At 58.7% G+C, this 18,439-nt stretch carries 16 protein-coding genes; 6 read left to right on the top strand and 10 right to left on the bottom strand.

Features of this window, described 5'->3' with window-relative positions; genetic code table 11:
- Positions 1-11: 11 nt before the first annotated feature.
- From MHM86_RS07530 to argH, 4 genes are all read right to left on the bottom strand, one after another.
- Positions 12-1,190 (bottom strand): acetyl-CoA C-acetyltransferase, encoded by a 1,179-nt coding sequence (locus MHM86_RS07530; RefSeq protein WP_239197555.1) that lies wholly within the window; start codon positions 1,188-1,190, stop codon positions 12-14.
- A gap of 175 nt (positions 1,191-1,365) precedes the next feature.
- Positions 1,366-2,193, bottom strand: a complete 828-nt coding sequence (locus MHM86_RS07525; RefSeq protein ID WP_239197554.1) for an EAL domain-containing protein — start codon at positions 2,191-2,193, stop codon at positions 1,366-1,368.
- Between the two features lie 138 nt (positions 2,194-2,331).
- Positions 2,332-2,505: a hypothetical protein gene (locus tag MHM86_RS07520; protein ID WP_239197553.1), complete on the bottom strand. Its 174-nt coding sequence runs from the start codon at positions 2,503-2,505 to the stop codon at positions 2,332-2,334.
- Positions 2,502-3,893 carry an argininosuccinate lyase gene (gene argH, locus MHM86_RS07515; RefSeq protein ID WP_239197552.1) on the bottom strand — a complete coding sequence of 464 codons (1,392 nt, stop codon included), beginning with the start codon at positions 3,891-3,893 and terminating at the stop codon, positions 2,502-2,504. The genes MHM86_RS07520 and argH overlap by 4 nt, the downstream gene beginning before the upstream one ends.
- A gap of 22 nt (positions 3,894-3,915) precedes the next feature.
- Here argH and MHM86_RS07510 point away from each other — a divergent pair, with 22 nt between their 5' ends.
- Both MHM86_RS07510 and lysA read left to right on the top strand, forming a co-directional pair.
- Positions 3,916-4,479, top strand: coding sequence for a TlpA disulfide reductase family protein (locus MHM86_RS07510; protein WP_239197551.1), 564 nt, complete (start codon positions 3,916-3,918; stop codon positions 4,477-4,479).
- Between the two features lie 215 nt (positions 4,480-4,694).
- Positions 4,695-5,960 carry a diaminopimelate decarboxylase gene (gene lysA / locus MHM86_RS07505; protein ID WP_239197550.1) on the top strand — a complete coding sequence of 422 codons (1,266 nt, stop codon included), beginning with the start codon at positions 4,695-4,697 and terminating at the stop codon, positions 5,958-5,960.
- A 38-nt stretch (positions 5,961-5,998) separates the two neighbouring features.
- Here lysA and MHM86_RS17140 read toward each other — a convergent pair whose 3' ends face one another.
- Positions 5,999-7,369 (bottom strand): HAMP domain-containing sensor histidine kinase, encoded by a 1,371-nt coding sequence (locus tag MHM86_RS17140; RefSeq protein ID WP_239197549.1) that lies wholly within the window; start codon positions 7,367-7,369, stop codon positions 5,999-6,001.
- 188 nt (positions 7,370-7,557) lie between these two features.
- The gene (locus MHM86_RS07495) at positions 7,558-9,147 is read right to left on the bottom strand and encodes a 2-isopropylmalate synthase (RefSeq protein ID WP_239197548.1); all 1,590 of its coding nucleotides are present in this window, start codon (positions 9,145-9,147) and stop codon (positions 7,558-7,560) included.
- Between the two features lie 285 nt (positions 9,148-9,432).
- Here MHM86_RS07495 and MHM86_RS07490 point away from each other — a divergent pair, with 285 nt between their 5' ends.
- Complete coding sequence (locus MHM86_RS07490) at positions 9,433-10,098, top strand: SDR family NAD(P)-dependent oxidoreductase (RefSeq protein ID WP_239197547.1); 666 nt, start codon at positions 9,433-9,435, stop codon at positions 10,096-10,098.
- Between the two features lie 133 nt (positions 10,099-10,231).
- Here MHM86_RS07490 and MHM86_RS07485 read toward each other — a convergent pair whose 3' ends face one another.
- Positions 10,232-11,752, bottom strand: a complete 1,521-nt coding sequence (locus MHM86_RS07485; RefSeq protein ID WP_239197546.1) for an MORN repeat-containing protein — start codon at positions 11,750-11,752, stop codon at positions 10,232-10,234.
- Between the two features lie 171 nt (positions 11,753-11,923).
- Between MHM86_RS07485 and MHM86_RS07480 the strand changes: the two genes are divergently transcribed.
- Complete coding sequence (locus tag MHM86_RS07480) at positions 11,924-13,588, top strand: NAD+ synthase (RefSeq protein WP_239197545.1); 1,665 nt, start codon at positions 11,924-11,926, stop codon at positions 13,586-13,588.
- A 151-nt stretch (positions 13,589-13,739) separates the two neighbouring features.
- Here the strand turns inward: MHM86_RS07480 and MHM86_RS07475 are convergent, their stop codons facing one another.
- Complete coding sequence (locus MHM86_RS07475) at positions 13,740-14,684, bottom strand: MBL fold metallo-hydrolase (protein WP_239197544.1); 945 nt, start codon at positions 14,682-14,684, stop codon at positions 13,740-13,742.
- A 174-nt stretch (positions 14,685-14,858) separates the two neighbouring features.
- Here MHM86_RS07475 and gltX point away from each other — a divergent pair, with 174 nt between their 5' ends.
- Positions 14,859-16,184 (top strand): glutamate--tRNA ligase, encoded by a 1,326-nt coding sequence (gltX, locus tag MHM86_RS07470; protein ID WP_239197543.1) that lies wholly within the window; start codon positions 14,859-14,861, stop codon positions 16,182-16,184.
- A 159-nt stretch (positions 16,185-16,343) separates the two neighbouring features.
- Here the strand turns inward: gltX and MHM86_RS07465 are convergent, their stop codons facing one another.
- Both MHM86_RS07465 and MHM86_RS07460 read right to left on the bottom strand, forming a co-directional pair.
- Positions 16,344-16,811, bottom strand: coding sequence for a cyclic nucleotide-binding/CBS domain-containing protein (locus MHM86_RS07465; RefSeq protein WP_239197542.1), 468 nt, complete (start codon positions 16,809-16,811; stop codon positions 16,344-16,346).
- A 417-nt stretch (positions 16,812-17,228) separates the two neighbouring features.
- On the bottom strand, positions 17,229-17,852 hold the full coding sequence (locus MHM86_RS07460) for a gamma-glutamylcyclotransferase family protein (RefSeq protein ID WP_239197541.1): 624 nt from the start codon (positions 17,850-17,852) through the stop codon (positions 17,229-17,231).
- 101 nt (positions 17,853-17,953) lie between these two features.
- Between MHM86_RS07460 and MHM86_RS07455 the strand changes: the two genes are divergently transcribed.
- On the top strand, positions 17,954-18,400 hold the full coding sequence (locus tag MHM86_RS07455) for an Rrf2 family transcriptional regulator (protein WP_239197540.1): 447 nt from the start codon (positions 17,954-17,956) through the stop codon (positions 18,398-18,400).
- The last annotated feature ends 39 nt before the right edge of the window (positions 18,401-18,439 follow it).

Raw genomic sequence — 18,439 nt, 5'->3', positions numbered from 1 at the left:
CACCGGCGCCCTCAGGGGCGTTCCAGGCACATGGCGACTCCCATGCCGCCGCCGATGCAGAGGGTGGCCAGCCCTTTTTTGGCCTCTCGGCGCTGCATCTCGAATAACAGGGTGTTTAGAATCCGCGCACCCGAAGCGCCGATCGGGTGGCCAATGGCGATGGCACCGCCGTTGACGTTCACCTTTTCAGGATCCCAGCCCATGTCTTTGTTCACTGCGCAGGCCTGAGCCGCAAAGGCTTCGTTTGCCTCTACCAGATCCAGATCGCCTGCGGCCCAGCCAGCTTTGTCCAGCGCCTTGCGCGAGGCATAGATCGGGCCGACGCCCATGATCGACGGGTCTAGGCCCGCCGTCGCGTAGGAGGCAATGCGCGCCAGCGGTTCAAGGCCACGCTTTTCCGCTTCATCCGCGCTCATCAGCAGGACGCCAGCCGCGCCGTCGTTCAGGCCGGATGCGTTGGCAGCGGTTACCGTGCCACCATCGCGCACAAAGGCGGGGCGGAGTTTTTGCATATTCTCAATCGTGGCCCCGTGGCGAATGTATTCATCGCTGTCGACGATGATGTCGCCTTTGCGGGTTTTGATGGTGAAGGGGATCACCTCATCGGTGAATTTACCTGCCTTCTGCGCGGCTTCGGCTTTGTTCTGCGAAGCGAGGGCAAATTCATCCTGCATATCACGGCTGATCTGCCACTGTTCAGCGACGTTTTCAGCGGTTTGACCCATATGGTAGCCGTTGAAGGCGTCCCAAAGGCCGTCGCGGATCATCGAATCGATGTATTTCATGTCCCCCATTTTGGTGCCCGCACGCAGGTGCGCAACATGGGGGCTGAGCGACATGTTTTCCTGACCACCTGCGGCAACAACGGCCGCATCGCCCAGCTGGATGTGTTGCGCCGCCAGTGCCACCGCACGCAGGCCGGATCCACAGACCTGGTTGATGCTCCACGCGGCGCTTTCTTTTGGCAGACCGGCGTTGATATGCGCCTGACGGGCGGGGTTTTGACCCTGGCCGGCGGTCAGCACCTGACCCAGAATGGTCTCCGAGACATCCGCCTTGTCGATACCGGCGCGGTCAACCAGCGCCTCTAGCACGGCGGTGCCCAGATCATGGGCCGGCGTATTTGCAAAAGATCCGTTGAATGAACCAACAGCGGTACGCGCTGCCGATACGATGACGACGTTCGTCATGGGTTTTCCTCCACCAAAAGCACGGCGGACCTGCGCCAAGATCGGATCCAGCGCATCCCGCCTTGCGGCCAGTGATAGTGTATTTGCTGCATTGCGGCAAGATTCGCCTTTAAAACGACGTCTGACGCGGCACTCTGTGGTAACTGGGCGGCGGTTTGTTGAGACATGTTAAGGGTCAGGCCCGTTGTCTGGCTGGAGTTGTCCAGTCGGGGCGCAGCTGCGGCAGGGAGAAGTGGTAGCCCTGCAGGCAATGCAGACCCGCATCGCGTAACCAGTTGGCAGCGCCTGCATTTTCGACGCCTTCAGCGATGGTCATCATGTCAAATTGATCTGCGATCAGTGACATGGCGCGGATCAATGCCTGATCATCGCGGTTCCGGTGCGCATTGCGGCAAAACTGTTGATCGATCTTGACCATGTCGAAGCGGAGATCGCGCAGATACCGAAAAGATGTGGCCCCAGCGCCGAAGTCATCCAGTGCAAAGGCCACACCATGGGCGCGAAGTTTGCGCATAAACGGTTGCACCAGTTCCGGCACGGTCATCGCAGAGGTTTCGGTAATTTCCAGTATCAGCCGCGCACCGATGTCGGGGTCATCGGCCAGCTTTCGTTCCAGCACCTGCATCCAGCGCGGATAGCCGATGGAGCGCGCTGACATGTTCACTGACAGGCGCAGGCCCGGCACCTGTGAAAGAGCGGTCAACCCTATTTCCAGCGCGCTGCAGTCGATATCACGGCCGATATCGCAATCTTCCGCAAAGGGCATGAAATCACGGGCAGGGATCACGCGACCGTCGGCATCCAGTACGCGGAACAATCCTTCATAAAAACCGATGCGGTCCGGGCGTTGCGCCTCTACAATCGGTTGATAGGCCAGCCGCACCTCACCATGTTTCAAGGCCGCGCGCACGGTATCCAGAATATCGCGACCCCGCTGATGCACGGCATAGTTCAGCGGATTTGACAGTTCATCGGGAATTTCCAGTGCAATCCGGTTCGGCATGTGCTGTCCTTCCCCCTGAGCAGGCATAGAGATGCGGTCGCGCAGAGAGAGGGTGGCAGGTCTTTGTTAAAAGAGGGTTAAGGCAGAGACCACGGACCAATGAAAAACGCCGCTGCGGGGGCAGCGGCGTCGTCAATCTCAGAGGCTGAGGCCAACGGATAGTGGGCCTTTGCGCACCCCGACCCCGGCAGAGGTCGAAATGCCGCCAGTCCCGATCGACACTCCGGCATTGGCCGTAGGTTTCAGCGGTGCGCCATCCACCCCGCAGGCGGTCAGCGTCAGCAGGCTGAGGGTCATCAGAAGAGGTTTCATTCCAGTTCCTTCTTCCAGCGTTTGATCTGCACCAGAACCTGTGCTGGTGCGGTGCCACCATAAGACATGCGCGACGCGACAGAGTTATCAACCCCCAGAACGCCAAACACCTCATCAGTAATCTGGTCGTTCACGGATTGCATGTCTTCCAGCGTCAGATCGGGCAGATCACAGCCTTTTTCCTCGGCCAGCGCAACCAGTGAACCTGTGACATGGTGGGCATCGCGGAACGGCATGTTCAGCGCGCGCACGCACCAATCTGCCAGATCCGTCGCGGTGGAGAAGCCAGACCCAGCTGCAGCTGCCAGCGAATCCTTGTTGCCGGTCATATCGCTGACCATGCCGGTCATCGCTGCCAGCGACAGCAGGAAGTTGTCAGCAGCGTCGAACACCTGTTCCTTATCTTCCTGCATGTCCTTCGAATAGGTCAGCGGCAGACCCTTCATCACCGTCATCAGCGCCACGTTGGCGCCGAAGATACGGCCCAGTTTTGCACGCAGCAGTTCGGCCGCATCTGGGTTGCGTTTCTGCGGCATGATCGACGATCCGGTGGACCATTTGTCCGACATGGTCACAAAACGGAACTGGGCCGAGGACCAGATCACCAGCTCTTCGGCAAAGCGCGACAGGTGCATGGCACAGATCGAGGCGTTCGACAGAAATTCCAGCGCGAAGTCGCGGTCTGCCACTGCATCCAGAGAGTTTGCCGCTGGACGGTCAAAACCCAGTGCTGCGGCGGTCATGTGACGATCGATCGGGAAGGACGTGCCTGCCAGTGCTGCAGCACCGAGCGGCGATTCGTTCATCCGCGCGCGCGCATCCTTGAACCGGCTGAGGTCACGACCCAACATTTCCACGTACGCCATCATGTGATGACCCCAAGTCACAGGCTGCGCGGTCTGCAGGTGGGTGAAACCGGGCATCACCCAGTCATAGCCAACATCTGCCTGGCCAATCAGCGCCTTGATAAGGGCTTCGATCCCTTCGATCGACGCATCAATCTGGTCACGCACCCACAGTTTGAAATCAGTTGCCACCTGATCATTACGCGACCGGGCGGTGTGCAGGCGGCCCGCAGGTTCGCCCACGATTTCCTTCAAACGGGCCTCAACATTCATGTGAATGTCTTCCAGTGCGGCGGAAAATTGGAACGTGCCGCTGTCGATCTCTGACAAGACCGTGAGCAGGCCTTCCCGAATGACCTCTGCATCGCTATCTGTGATGATGCCTGTGGCAGCCAACATGGCGGCATGGGCCCTTGAACCTTCGATGTCCTGTTTGGCCATTCGCTGATCGAAACTGATCGAGGCGTTGATCGCCTCCATGATCGCGTCCGGTCCTGCGGCAAAGCGGCCGCCCCACATCTGGTTCGAGGATTTGTCACTCATGGTCTGCCCCTTGGGAGGAAAAATGCGAAAGTTAGTTGCCACCGTCCTTTATACGGCCTTTGTGCTTGGTGCAAATGGCGCTGCGGCTGCCGATCTGGGTGCCCTGCGGGATTTGCGTCAGGGCGACATGAAAAAGCTGATTGTTCACAGCGAACCCAAGGACCTGCGCGGCCATGATTTTGTGACTGTTGATGGTGAGGCGGCATCGCTGAAGGACTATGAAGGCAAGTATGTCCTGGTTAATTTCTGGGCCACATGGTGTGCGCCGTGCCGCGCTGAAATGCCCGCGCTGGATGCGCTGAATGCCGAATTTGGCGGCGAGGAGTTCGAAGTCGTTACCATTGCCACGGGTCGCAATCCTGTGCCGGCGATGAAGAAGTTCTTTGACGAGGTGAATGTCGAAACCCTGCCGCTGCACCGCGATCCGAAACAGGAACTGGCGCGTAAATCTGCGGTGATTGGCCTGCCGCTGTCGGTGCTGATCGATCCTGAGGGTCGTGAGATCGGTCGTTTGATCGGTGACGCTGAATGGCACGATGACAACGCCCGCGCGGTGGTCCAGCACCTGATCGGTGCCGAGGGATAACCCAACATGCGATGCAAAGGGTGCGCCGGATCGGTCCTCGATCCGGCTTTCTGCGTTTTATGATTTACGTCTCGTAGCCCTTGTGTGGTCCATTGTGTCGGTACGATTGCTGCGTTGATCCAATGGTCTGATCTGCTATGACCGCTTGAAACGCGACTGTGCGAGGCGATCCCCCGTGCGCGTCGATTGTGAAAGATTGGATAAGGGGCGGACGGATGGATCACTTCCTTTACAAAGATGGCGCATTGCACGCCGAAGACGTAGCCGTTGCAGAAATTGCGGCGGCTGTTGGCACACCGTTCTACTGCTATTCTACTGCAACGCTTTTGCGCCATTTCACTTTGTTTGACGAGGCACTGGCGGGCATGGATCATCTGGTCTGTTATGCAATGAAGGCGGCCTCGAACCAGGCGATCCTGAAAACGCTGGCGCAGGCTGGTGCGGGTATGGATGTGGTGTCTGGCGGCGAATATGCCCGCGCGATTGCGGCAGGGGTGCCGGGGGACAAAATCGTCTTTTCCGGTGTGGGCAAAACCCACGAAGAAATCCGTGCCGCGCTGACCGGTGGCATTCGCCAGTTCAACGTCGAGTCCGAGCCGGAGATGGAGGTCATCAATGAGGTGGCGCTGTCACTGGGAAAGGTGGCGCCGATTACCGTGCGGGTGAACCCCGATGTGGACGCCAAAACCCATGCCAAGATCGCCACCGGTAAATCGGAAAACAAGTTTGGCATCCCCATTTCCCGGGCGCGTGAGGTCTACGCACGTGCCGGTGCCCTGCCGGGACTGAAGGTGGTTGGTATTGACGTGCACATCGGTAGCCAGCTGACCGATCTGGCGCCCTTCCGGCAGGCCTACCGCAAGGTTGCGGCGCTGACCGAAGAGTTGCGCGCAGATGGCCATGACATCATTCGCCTTGATCTGGGCGGCGGCCTTGGCATTCCTTACACCCGCTCAAACGAGGCACCGCCGCTGCCGGTGGAATACGGCAGTATGATCAAGGAAGAGCTGGGCCATTTGGGCTGCGAGATCGAGATTGAACCGGGCCGCTTGATTGCGGGTAACGCGGGGATCATGGTGTCCAGGGTGATCTATGTAAAATCTGGCGAAGGCCGCGATTTCCTTATCCTTGATGGTGCGATGAACGATCTGCTGCGCCCTGCGATGTATGATGCGCATCATGACATCGTGTCGGTTAAAGAGCCGACACCGGGTGTTGAGCAACACCCCTATGATATTGTTGGCCCCGTCTGCGAAACCGGTGACACCTTTGCCAAGGAACGCATGATGGCGCCTTTGGCGGCGGGTGATCTGGTCGCCTTCCGCTCCGCTGGGGCTTATGGTGCTGTGATGGCCAGCGAATATAATACCCGCCCGATGATCCCAGAGGTGCTGGTTCATGGTGATCAGTTTGCAGTGATCCGTGAACGCCCGACCTATCAGGAAATGCTGAATCGCGATCAGATCCCTGACTGGCTCTGATCTGCAATCCTGTCGACAACAGCTTAAAGACCGCGCTTTCAGGCGCGGTCTTTTCGTTTCACCGGCAGGGGCAGACGGATCCAGACACGGGTGCCTCCGTCTTGGGGCTGATCCAACCCGATATCGCCATTCATCGCCCGAATATAGGCCCGCGCAATGGTCAACCCGACGCCACCGCCGGATTGAGACCCATAGGCCTGCCCCAGACGTTCATAGGGTTCAAACACATTTTCGCGGCTGTCCTCGGGGATGCCGGGACCGCTGTCACAGATGCACAGGCTCAGGAAGTCGTCACTCGGCGGATCCAGCTGGATGGTGATCTGCCCCCCCACTGGCGTGTAGGTCATCGCATTTTCAAAGACCTGTAGCAAAGCGTCGCCCAGCATGCGCGGATCAGCGGTGATCAGATCGCGTGGGGTGGTCGCGCCGTTGTGCAGGGCTTCTGTTAACACGCTGATCTGCAGCTGTTTCTGGGTGATCTGGTCTTCGAACCGTTTCAGAACCGGGCTCAGAACGGACAGCAGTGAGAGCGTCTGCAATTGAGGCGACAGGTCGCCTGCGGTGATCTGTGCAAACGATGTGCTCTTTTCCGTCAGGGACAGCAGATCGTTGCTGGATTTGGCGATGATATCCACCAGTTCCGCCTCTGCGGGCAGGCGCGGCTGCTGTGGGGCATCGGCGCGTTCGCGCAAGAGGTCCACTGATCCCAGAATGGCGCCCAGTGGTGTGCGCATTTCATGGCTCATTGAACGCAGGAAGGTTGTCTTGGCCTTATTGGCCTGCTGTTGGGCCCGCAATGACCGCTGCAGCGCCTGCGCATAGTCGCGGGTGACGCGATCGTAGTAGAAAAATTGCGCGGTGATCAGGGCAAAGATCATGATCGAATGGGTAAAGCCGAACACCTGCGTCACGTCCTCTGACAGTTCGAAATAAGCGCCATCGCCATAGTTTGTGAGCAGCAGGGCGGACCATAGAACCAGAGGTAGAGTGCAGAAATAGATCATCAGAGGGCGGTTTTCCCACCATGACATCACCACAAAGGGCAGCCCGATAAAGGTCAGCAGGAACATCGAGAGGTTGCTGTTGGGTGGTAGGAAGAAACTGCCGACAAAGATCGCCAAATTGAGCGTAGTCAGCATCACAAAGCGCGCCGGGATATAGCGTTTTGCACGGTGCAGCAGGAGCGCCAGCATCAGGCCTGCAAAGGCCAGCAGCGCCGTGATCACCATTTTTGTGGCGTTGTAAAACAGGTTCGCAGTGATCGAGTAGACGGTAAGCCCCAGCAGCAGCAACAGAATACTGTCCGTGGTGCGCGCTACCTGACGACGATACTGACCCGAAGTGCCAGCTGGTTGCGCAGCCGGTGTTGCAGCCAGTCCGTCCCCGTTTGTTTTCGGGTGCTCCTTCACGGCGTATCTAGTCCACTTGTACGTCCGGCATGGCGTTATGCTGGTGCCGGGTTTAACCACTTTACCAATGACAGAACCTTAGCACAGGGCCGGCGGCATGGGGTCGGCTTACCCACCAAATAACAAAAAACAGGCCCGGAGGGTAGGTCCGGGCCTGTCAAAGGGATAGGTCTGTTCGCTGGATGCGATCAGTGCACATCCTTATAGTTGATTTCCTTTGTATCCCCACCCGGCGCAACCTTCTCTCGGCGCACAATCAGGCGGTTCAAGGCGCTGATGTAGGCCTTCACACTGGCGACCACGGTGTCTGTATCGGCTGATGAGCCGGTGGCGATACGCCCGTCTTCTTCCAGACGGACCGAAACGGTGGCCTGCGCATCGGTGCCTTCGGTCACAGCGTGCACTTGGTACAATTGCAGGCGGCCACTGTGGGGGTAGATCATCTTCACCGCGTTAAAAGCCGCATCAACGGGGCCGTCTCCGGTGGCATCAATGCTCTTTTCCTCACCATCAATGGTCAGCGTCAACTCCGCCTCCTGCGGGCCGTCTGTGCCACAGATCACGCGCAGACGCTTCAGCTGAAGGGTGTCAGCATCGGCCTGACCAGCCTCGACCTGCACCAGCGCGATGATGTCGTCGTCAAACACTTCTTTCTTGCGGTCCGCCAGCTCTTTGAAGCGCACGAAAAGATCGTTCAACTGGTTGTCCGCCAGATCAAAGCCCAGCTCGGTCATTTTCGACCGCAGCGCTGCACGGCCCGAGTGTTTGCCAAGCGGCAGCGAGGTGCCCGCGATGCCCACGTCCTCTGGGCGCATGATCTCAAAGGTTTCGGCGTTTTTCAGCATGCCGTCCTGATGGATGCCGCTTTCATGCGCAAAGGCGTTTTTACCGACGATTGCCTTGTTGAACTGCACGTTAAAGCCAGACACAGCCGCCACGCGGCGCGACAGGCCCATGATCTTCGTCGTGTCGATACCAGTGCGGTAGGGCATGGTGTCGTTGCGCACCTTCAACGCCATAACCACCTCTTCCAGTGCGGTGTTGCCTGCGCGTTCGCCCAGACCGTTGATGGTGCATTCGATTTGGCGCGCACCTGCCTCCACGGCGGCCAGCGAGTTGGCAGTCGCCATGCCCAGATCGTTGTGGCAATGGGTGGCAAAGATCACCTCATCTGCGCCGGGCACGTTTTCGCGGATCTTGGCAATCAGATCAGCGCTTTCGCGGGGGATGGTGTAGCCCACGGTATCGGGGATGTTGATTGTGGTGGCGCCAGCCTTGATCGCGATCTCGATCACCCGGAACAGGTAGTCATGTTCGGTGCGCAGCGCATCCATCGGCGACCATTGCACGTTGTCGCAGAGGTTGCGCGCGTGGGTCACCGTTTCATGGATCTTCTCGGCCATCTCATCCTTGGACAGGTTGGGGATGGCGCGGTGCAGCGGCGAGGTGCCGATAAAGGTATGAATGCGCGGCTGGGCGGCGTGTTTCACGGCCTCATAGCAGCGGTCAATGTCTTTGAAGTTCGCGCGCGACAGACCACAAATGACCGAGTTCTTCGAACGTTCAGCGATTTCTTTCACCGCGTTGAAGTCACCTTCAGAAGCGATGGGGAAGCCTGCTTCGATAATGTCGACGCCCATATCGTCGAGCATTTCAGCGATTTCCAGCTTCTCATCATGGGTCATGGTGGCGCCGGGGCTTTGTTCCCCGTCACGAAGCGTGGTGTCGAAAATCAAAACGTGGTCTTGCGCGGGGGCGGTAGTGGCTGAATCGGTCATGTCAGGTCTCTTGGTAAATTACGTGCGTAAGCCGGAGGGGTGTCCGTTTGGGATATCTTGGCGCGAAAAAGGCACATCCTCTGAGCGGTCGCGCCAAAACGGCACGCTCAGAGGCGGCTTAGCAGTAGGATGAGGCCAGCCGAAGCCGCCGCGCTGGGCGCACGGGCTTGGGTCGAAAGGATATGGGCCATCATCATCATGAGACGAAGTTATAAACCTCTTGTTCGAAATGAAAAGCGTGAATTTCGCCTTGGCACTGTCGAAAATGCCGCTAGGTCGTCTGAAATGAAACAGGCATTGGTTATCGGATCCTCGGGCGGCATTGGCGCTGCGATTGTTGAAAATTTGCGTGGGCAGGGTGTTCGGGTCACTGGCCTGTCACGGCGCCAGCACGGATTGGACATCACGGATGAAGCATCGGTTGCGATGCATCTGGGCGCGTTGTCCGGGCCATTCGATCTGATCTTTGTGGCCACTGGCGCGTTGCACGGTGCTGGTCAGCCGCCGGAAAAGTCGATCAAGGCGCTGACTGCAACGGCAATGGCGGATCAGTTTGCGGTCAATTGCATTGGTCCGGCGCTGGTGATGAAACATGCGCTGCCGCTATTGCCGCGTCAGGGGCGGGCGGTGTTTGTGGCGCTGTCCGCGCGGGTGGGGTCCATCGGTGACAACGCTTTGGGTGGCTGGATCAGCTACCGCAGCGCCAAGGCGGCGCTGAACCAAGTGATCCACACCGGTGCGATAGAAATGGGCCGCAGCCACAAGGGCGTGATCTGCGCGGCACTGCATCCGGGCACGGTGGCGACGTCCTTTACCGAGAACTACGCCGCACGGCACAAGACGGTTCCGGCCGCCGAGGCGGCACAGAACCTGTTGCGGGTGGTCGAGGGGTTAAGTCGCGAGGACAGCGGCGGGTTCTTTGACTGGCAGGGGAAACGCGTGGTTTGGTGACGCGCGCGAACCTTTATCGGACCGCGAAGCGGTTCGGTTCGCGCCCGACCCCGCCCTCGGGATCGGGCGCAAACCTTTTGTTTCTCTCCTCCAGAACCGACAGGCCCCGGCGCGGGGCCGGGGCGGCGGGGGGTTATTCTGTCGGCGTCTCTGTTGCAGATTCAGCTGACGTTTCAGCCTCAGTTTCCGTCGCCTCAGTCTCAGTCTCAGTCTCAGCCTCCGCGGCCGCAGGCTGCACACCCGGCACGTTTGTCAGCGCACCGTTTTCCCAATCGCCACTGGCCTCTTGGCCCGTTGTGTAGCGCAGAGTGCCCTGACCGGACCGTTTGCCTTTGACAAATTCACCCTCATAGACGTCACCATTGGCATAGGTCGCGATACCTTTGCCGGTCAGGTCACCAGCATTCCACTGACCGATATAGCGAAAGCCGTCAGGCATGATCAGTTCGCCTACGCCATCGCGCAGACCGGCGGTGAAATCGCCCTTGTAGATGGTGCCATCAGCATAGGTGGCCTGCCCCTTGCCCTGCCGCTGGCCCTTTTGCCATTCGCCTTCATAGCGGTAGCCATCGGGGTAGGTCATGATGCCAAACCCGTGGTTTTGCGCATTGGCAAAACCGCCTTCATAGATCAGGCCATTGGGATAGGTGGCCTTGCCTTGCCCATCTATCACGCCTGACTTCCAGTCGCCTGCATAGGTGGCGCCATCAGGGTAGGTAATTTCGCCCACGCCATCGGCCAGGCCGGTGCGGAATTGGCCTTTGTAGATTGACCCATCAGGGTAGGTGACGCTGCCCTCACCTTCGATCACGCCCGCGACCCAGTTGCCGACGTAGCGATAGCCATCCGCGCCGCTGAATGTGCCCTGACCGCTGCGCTGATCCTCGGCAAAGTTGCCTTCATAGCTGTCGCCATTGGCATAAACGACTTTACCTGCGCCCTCGCGGCGACCGCCAACCAGCATGCCCTCATAGACGTCGCCGTTGGGTTGGGTCAGTTTGCCCTTGCCGTTGATCTGGCCGTCTTTCCACAGACCCGTGTAGACCAGACCGTCGGGCATGGTAAGCGTGCCCTGACCTTCGCGGGTGCCGCGCAGCACCGCGCCCTCATAGACCGCGCCATCAGGGTAGGTGATTTTGCCAAAACCCTCTTTGACGCCCTGTACCCAGTCACCGGCGTAGATGTAGCCACCCGGGCTTTGCAGGCGGCCGCGGCCGTGGTGTTTGGTGTTTTCAAACCCGCCTTCATAGCGGATGCCGTTGGCATAAACCGCAACGCCCTGACCAGTGATCGCACCTTCGACCCAGTCGCCTTCATAGGTGCCGCCATCGCTGAACACTATCTTGCCCAGCCCATGCGGCTTGCCCTTATCAAAGGCGCCTTCATAGACAGATCCGTTGGGGAAGCGCGCGACACCCTGACCTTTGATCTCACCATCGACCCAGTCGCCAGTGTATTCATAGCCATTGGGCAACCGGTAGGTGCCGGTGCCATGCTGCACCCCCCCGCGGAAGCTGCCCTCATAGACGCCGCCATCATCATACTGCTTGGTCAGAACGTCACCGTCCTGTGCCTGGCCTGCACTTGCCGCAAAGCTGACGCTCAGCGCCAGTCCCGAGAGTATTGCAGCCTGTTTCATGTGCTTATTCGCCATTTTTTGTCCTGTCCTTCAGAGTGCCTTTGCGAAGGCGCCCGTGTTTCGCCCTGAAACAGGCAAAAACTAAGCGAGGGGCGCAGATCAGGCAACGGCTTTCGTTCAAATCGGCTTTCCCTTGCCGGATGATCTGCTACACCATCCCCAAGCCGCCTAAGAGGAGCGCAGGATATGGCCGACATTTTCCGACTGACCATGGCACAGTTGAACCCCGTGATGGGTGATCTGGACGGCAACGCCGCCAAGGCCAAAGAGGCTTGGCGTGCGGCCAAAGAGGCAGGTAGTGATCTGGTTGCGCTGCCGGAAATGTTCCTATTGGGTTATAACGCGCAGGATCTGGTGATGAAACCGGCGCTGCAGGTCCGCGCCTATCAGGTGATGGAGGCGCTGGCCGCGGATTGCGCGGATGGACCTGCGCTGGCGATCGGCGGACCGCTGGGCGAAAATGGCCAGTTGTTCAACGCGTACTACATTTTGGATGGTGGTAAGATTGCCCACATCCGCCGTAAGCATCACCTGCCCAATTATACCGTCTTTGATGAAGAGCGCCTGTTTGATCACGGCCCGTTGACGGGGCCCTATGACGTCGCTGGCGTGCGCATCGGATCCCCCATCTGCGAAGATGCTTGGTTTGAGGATGTATCGGAGACGCTGGAGGAAACAGGAGCGGAGTTTCTACTGGTTCCCAACGGGTCCCCTTACTATCGCGGCAAGTTTGAGCGCCGGATGAACCACATGGTCGCGCGCGTGGTCGAAACCGGCCTGCCGCTGATTTATCTCAATATGGTGGGTGGTCAGGACGATCAGGTCTTTGATGGCGGCTCTTTCATCCTAAATCCCGGAGGATCGCTGGCGCTGCAGCTGCCGCTGTTTGATGAGGCGCTGGCTCATGTCACCCTGCGTCGCGTTGATGACGGCTGGCGCGCCGAAGAGGGCGACAAGGCCACGCTGCCGGATGAGATGGAGCAGGACTACCGCTGTATGGTGCAATCCCTGCGCGACTATTGCGGAAAATCTGGCTTCGGCAAGGTTCTGCTTGGCCTCTCTGGCGGGATCGACAGCGCGATTGTTGCAACGATTGCAGCAGATGCGCTGGGCGCAGAAAACGTGCGCTGTGTGATGCTGCCGTCTGAATACACCTCGCAAGGTTCGCTGGACGATGCCGAAGCCTTGGCAAATAACCTCGGCTGTCCCTACGACTATGTGCCCATCGTCGAAAGCCGCGCTGCGGTGACCCATACCCTGGCGCCTTTGTTTCAGGGCCGGGATGAGGATCTGACAGAGGAAAATATTCAGTCCCGTCTGCGGGGTCTGTTGTTGATGGCGATGTCCAACAAGTTCGGGGAAATGCTGCTGACCACCGGTAACAAATCAGAGGTTGCAGTGGGCTACGCCACCATCTACGGCGACATGAACGGTGGCTATAATCCGATCAAAGACATGTATAAAACCCGCGTCTTTGACGTCTGTCGCTGGCGCAATGCCAACCACCGTGCGTGGATGAACGGCCCTGAGGGGACGGTTATTCCCGTGACGATCATCGACAAACCGCCAAGCGCAGAGCTGCGTCCTGACCAAAAAGACGACGATAGCCTGCCGCCCTATGACATCCTTGATGGTATCCTGACTATGTTGGTGGATGAAGAGGCCTCCGTCGCCGATTGCGTCGCTGCGGGATATGAGCGGGACACGGTGAAGCAAGTAGAGCACCTGGTGTTCATCAGCGAATACAAACGCTTCCAATCCGCACCCGGCACCCGTCTATCGCGCAAGGCTTTCTGGCTGGATCGCCGCTATCCGATTGTGAACCGCTGGCGCGATCCCAGTGGTGCCTAAATGAGCGGCGCGTAAGTAAAATGCGCGCCCCGATCGGGGCGCGCCTTATGTCTCGGGCTCAAAGGCCCTCGGGGTGCCTGCAGAGCGGATATTCGCAGGCCGGGAAACCCTTCTCAACGGTCTTCGAACACTCAAACCCCGCCGCTCAGGCTCAGAGCGACAGCTGATAGCTGGCCGCATGATAGTGGAAGCCATCGCCCTGTTTTTCCACATAACCGAGGCCCGGGAAGGGCATGTGGTAGCCGATAAACGGCACGCGGTCGGCGGCCAGCATCGACAGGATCTTGCGTCGGGTGGCAGCAGCAGCTGATTTATCCATATCAAAGCGCACCTCCCAGTCGGGATGGGCCAGGGACCAGACATAGTGGTTGGCAAAATCGGCTGCGATCAACAGCTGTTGTCCACCACTGTCCAGCATATAGGTCATATGGCCCGGCGTGTGGCCAAAGGCCGCCATGGCGGTCACGCCGGACACCGGACTGTCGCCATCATTTAACATGGTCATCTGTTCAGCCAGCGGACGCGCCTTCGTGGCGAAACGTTCGTTGTCGGTCGTTGCCCAGTAGTCAAACTCTTTCGCGCCAGCGACATAGCGGGCATTCGGGAAGGTCGCCGTGCCATTGCCGATCAACCCGCCGATGTGGTCGCCGTGCATATGGGTGATCACCACCACATCCACCTGTTCGGGCGTGTAACCTGCCGCCGTCACGGCGGCGGTGATGCCTTCGGCGTTGAGGCCTGTGTCAAACAGCACCAGCTCTGAGCCAGTGTTCACGATTGTGGGGGTAAAGAAGAACTGCGCCTTGTCGACGGGAATATTGGCCTCTGCGGAAGCGGCAGCAAATTCCTCAGCGCTGACGTTCATGCCGAAGATGGTCTGCGGGTCGCCCACGGTGCGTGTGCCAGCCAGCAGGGTTGTCACCTCTATTTCTCCCAGCTTGAAGCGGTGAAATTCGGGCGTTGCGGGGCCCAGCATCGGCGCAGCGGCGCGGGCGATACCGGACCCAAGCGCGGCCGTCAGCGGTACGGCGGCGCCAGCGGTCAGCATGTGGCGGCGGGTGATCATCGGGGCGGTCAGCAGGGACTTGCGGGGCATAGGGCTTCCTCCTCTGTGCATTCGGTGTCCAATTAGTTGCACGTACGACCCTGTCCTGTCTTCTCACGCAGTCGTGAAAATTGTGTTATACCCCGCCAGATCGCCTGCGCGTTCGGGGCGAAACTGGACAAAGGGATCAAGCTGTGACATCAGCCCCTGCAACAGGAGATCGAGATGACCACCACCCGTTTTGCCCCTTCGCCGACAGGCTATATTCACGTTGGCAACCTGCGCACTGCGCTGATGAACTACCTGATCGCCAAAAAGGCGGGCGGTACGTTTATTCTGCGGATCGACGACACCGATCCTGAGCGGTCGAAAGAGGAATACGTTGACCAGATCCAGCGCGATCTGGAATGGCTGGGCCTGGAATGGGATGTGATGGAACGTCAGTCGCTGCGGCTGGACCGCTATGCCGAGGCTGCCGATAAATTGCGCGACATGGGCCGGTTCTATGAGGCGTTTGAAACCCCGACAGAGCTGGACCTGAAGCGGAAGAAACAGCTGAACATGGGCAAGCCTCCGGTCTATGACCGTGCCGCGCTGGCGCTGTCTGATGCTGAGAAGGACGCACTGCGTGCAGAACGCGGTGATGGTGTCTGGCGTTTCAAACTGGATCACGCCCGGATCGAATGGGCTGATGGCGTCTTGGGCGATATCTCGATCGATGCGGCCTCGGTATCGGATCCGGTGCTGATCCGTGCCGATGGTCAGGTTCTTTACACCATTGCGTCGGTTGTGGATGACACCGACATGGGCGTGACGAACGTCGTGCGCGGATCTGACCACGTGACCAACACCGCCACCCAGATCCAGATGATCAACGCGCTGGGCCATGAAGCGCCGGCCTTTGCCCACCACTCATTGCTGACCGGCCCGCAGGGGGAAGCGCTGTCCAAACGTCTGGGCACTTTGGCGATCAAGGATCTGCGCGAACAGGGTGTGGAGCCGCTGGCGCTGCTCAGCCAGATGGCGCGCCTTGGCTCGTCCGATCCGGTGGAGCTGCGCGCCTCGATGGAGGAGCTGGCAGAAGGGTTCGACATCAACCGTTTCGGCTCGGCCCCGACTAAGTTTGACGTGCAGGATCTGTTCCCGCTGACAGGCCATTATCTGCAAACCCTGCCGTTTGACGCGGTAAAGGATGAGATTGCAGCGCTGGGCGTGCCTGCTGATCTGGCCGAACAGTTCTGGACCGTGACCCGCGACAACATCACAGTGCGCGGCGATCTTGCTGGCTGGTGGACCCTGTTTAGCGAAGGCGCAGAGCCTGAAATCGCGGATGAAGATGCGGAGTTCATCAAAGAGGCGATGGCGATGTTGCCAGAAGGTCCGTTTGATAACACCACCTGGAAAACCTGGACCGCTGCGGTGAAAGAGGCCACTGGCCGCAAGGGCAAAGGCCTGTTCATGCCGCTGCGCAAGGCGCTGACCGGTCAGGGTCATGGTCCCGACATGGGCGATGTGATGCCGCTGTTGCAGGTGGTCAAGGCGCGCGGCTAATACCCGCCTGATCCTAGAAACGCCAAACCCCCGCGATGGTGACATCGCGGGGGTTTTCTATGCCTGCTCGGGAAGAGCGATAGGGCGGCCTCAGGGGCGGGAAGGGGGACAGGTTAACGCCGCCCCGGGGGTCGCTGTCAGGCGCGGTGGGCGGCTGCGTTAGATGGTCACGCGTTCAGCAAAGCGCAGTTCGGTTTCTGACGTCAGGCCAGCCATGCCGAAGTTCTTTACCGCCATGGTAGACAGTTCGGTGATTACTTCGCGGATGCAGATCATGCCAGTGACGACGCCGTTTTCGACGATCGGCAGGTGGCGGATGTTGTTTTGCATCATCACGGCGATGGCGACGACGATGGTGTCATCGGATTTGGCCACGATGGGGTCCGGGGTCATTACCTCGCGGATCGGGGTGCGCACAGTGTTGCGTTTGCCGCCGATGCAGCGGCGTACGATGTCACGTTCAGAAATCACGCCGACCAATGTGCCATTGTCATCGATCACCGGCAGAGCGCCGACCTTACGGTTGGTCATTACCTTACAGGCCTGACGTGCCATGTCATCAGGCGACACGCAAAACAGGCGACGTTTACGGATAATCTGCGAAACGGTTTTCAGTTTGGTATTCATAGTTCCCCCTTCAAGAGCTCTCTCAATGTGTCCGATCTGAGTCATGGTTCAAAAGCCCTCGTGAAACGTTACAAACTAAACAATCCTGAGCGGCAGCGTTGGATCGTTTTACTCAGTATGTAGAACGGCGGGGGAGCGCGCTGTTTAACCCCGTTAAAAGGGATGGTTGGCACTCTCTTTAGGAGGGGTCTGGTGCGAAAATCGCCGATAATCTGGGTGAAATCGCCGGATTGTTTACGGTTTTGGTGACAAAAATCGGATCTCGCGCCTAAGATGAGCGAAAAATTTAGGTTATTTTAATAAATTCATCAGAGACTGCAGGGCGTGCAGTAACCAGTTTCACCCGCGCGGGTATTGGTTTCTCTATAGAATGAGCCCAGTTGGGTGATCGGCCGCATGGTCCTGTGGTTCGCGCGCTTAGGGGCGTTTGGCGGGCTGCTTCATCTGCGCCTCGAAGCTGGCCTTCTCGGCGGCACTGTGCTGTGTGCGTTCTGCGCCTGCGTCGTCCAGCAGGCGGTCCACCAGTGCACGCTCCTGCTGGCTGAGGATCCGGTGGCGTGGATAATAGGGCGCAGCGCGGTCATCCAGAATGGGAGCGTCCCAACCATCAGTGCTGGCAAAAAATGCCTGCGCGCCTTCTTCGCCGAATTCATTCAGATAGCCCTGTATGACAACATCCAGATAACTCAGCAGTACCGGATGTAAACGATCAGGCGTGCCGTGCTTATCGGCGGGGATGGTGTAGATTGCGGTGTCCGGCGTTGTCGTCAGTGCGTGATCCAGCTGATCGTTCAGCGCTACGCGGTCATAGGCGTATTCGCGCGCGTCCAGTGCGTCCCAGTCATTGCCGGGGACACCTGCGATCAGGCCGTCAATTACGCTTTGCGAATCCGGCACCACAGTCAGAAAGGCAATCGGACGCAGTGCCGTGTGCCGCCATAACCGCCGCCAACCACGGACGCGGGCGTGGTGGGCATTGTCGTAAATATGGGTCGCGCGGTTCACCAAAGAGCCGTAGCCAAAGAAAAATGCATCTTTCATGCAGGAAATCCCTCGTTAAGACCCAAGTCTTGATCCACATCAATCCCTCATCCCGCCGTGACAGGCAAGGTATAGCCCACAATATTGTGAGGACAGGACCCATGCGCGTTACCAAACGAACCAACATCGCGATCCGCATTCTGATGTTTTGCGCGGCCAATGATGACCGTCTGGTGACCAAATCGGAAATCGCCGAAAGGTGCAATGCCTCGGAAAACCATTTGGCGCAGGTGATCAATAAATTGGGCCAATTGGGGTATCTGCGCACCCAGCGTGGGCGCAATGGTGGCATTGAACTGGGCCGTCCTGCACCGGATATCCGTATCGGCGATGTATTCCGTTCGTTGGAGGCGTCGGTGCCGCTGGCGGAATGCTTTGCCGACATCGATAACACCTGTCCCCTGACAGAGGCCTGCCGTCTGCGACTAGCGCTGGCGGATGCGGCTGAGGCGTTTTTTGCCCACCTTGATGAGGTGACGCTGGATGCGCTTGTCTGCGGCAATGATCGCTTGCTGGAGATCCTAAGTCCGGCAATGTGTCGCTCTTAAATCTAAAATAGTCGCATTAAGTGGCTTGTTCTGCGGTAT

Origin of the sequence: Thalassobius sp. Cn5-15, assembly GCF_022347685.1 — a bacterium.
Taxonomy (GTDB): domain Bacteria; phylum Pseudomonadota; class Alphaproteobacteria; order Rhodobacterales; family Rhodobacteraceae; genus Thalassobius.
The sequence above is the reverse complement of the archived record's forward strand: the minus strand, read 5'-3'. Positions and strand labels throughout refer to the sequence as shown.

Coding starts and splice junctions, on each gene's coding strand:
- MHM86_RS07530 (WP_239197555.1), bottom strand. CDS start 1,190: ATGACGAACGTCGTCATCGTATCGGCAGCGCGTACCGCTGTTGGTTCA.
- MHM86_RS07525 (WP_239197554.1), bottom strand. CDS start 2,193: ATGCCGAACCGGATTGCACTGGAAATTCCCGATGAACTGTCAAATCCG.
- MHM86_RS07520 (WP_239197553.1), bottom strand. CDS start 2,505: ATGAAACCTCTTCTGATGACCCTCAGCCTGCTGACGCTGACCGCCTGC.
- argH (WP_239197552.1), bottom strand. CDS start 3,893: ATGAGTGACAAATCCTCGAACCAGATGTGGGGCGGCCGCTTTGCCGCA.
- MHM86_RS07510 (WP_239197551.1), top strand. CDS start 3,916: ATGCGAAAGTTAGTTGCCACCGTCCTTTATACGGCCTTTGTGCTTGGT.
- lysA (WP_239197550.1), top strand. CDS start 4,695: ATGGATCACTTCCTTTACAAAGATGGCGCATTGCACGCCGAAGACGTA.
- MHM86_RS07495 (WP_239197548.1), bottom strand. CDS start 9,147: ATGACCGATTCAGCCACTACCGCCCCCGCGCAAGACCACGTTTTGATT.
- MHM86_RS07490 (WP_239197547.1), top strand. CDS start 9,433: ATGAAACAGGCATTGGTTATCGGATCCTCGGGCGGCATTGGCGCTGCG.
- MHM86_RS07485 (WP_239197546.1), bottom strand. CDS start 11,752: ATGGCGAATAAGCACATGAAACAGGCTGCAATACTCTCGGGACTGGCG.
- MHM86_RS07480 (WP_239197545.1), top strand. CDS start 11,924: ATGGCCGACATTTTCCGACTGACCATGGCACAGTTGAACCCCGTGATG.
- MHM86_RS07475 (WP_239197544.1), bottom strand. CDS start 14,684: ATGCCCCGCAAGTCCCTGCTGACCGCCCCGATGATCACCCGCCGCCAC.
- gltX (WP_239197543.1), top strand. CDS start 14,859: ATGACCACCACCCGTTTTGCCCCTTCGCCGACAGGCTATATTCACGTT.
- MHM86_RS07465 (WP_239197542.1), bottom strand. CDS start 16,811: ATGAATACCAAACTGAAAACCGTTTCGCAGATTATCCGTAAACGTCGC.
- MHM86_RS07460 (WP_239197541.1), bottom strand. CDS start 17,852: ATGAAAGATGCATTTTTCTTTGGCTACGGCTCTTTGGTGAACCGCGCG.
- MHM86_RS07455 (WP_239197540.1), top strand. CDS start 17,954: ATGCGCGTTACCAAACGAACCAACATCGCGATCCGCATTCTGATGTTT.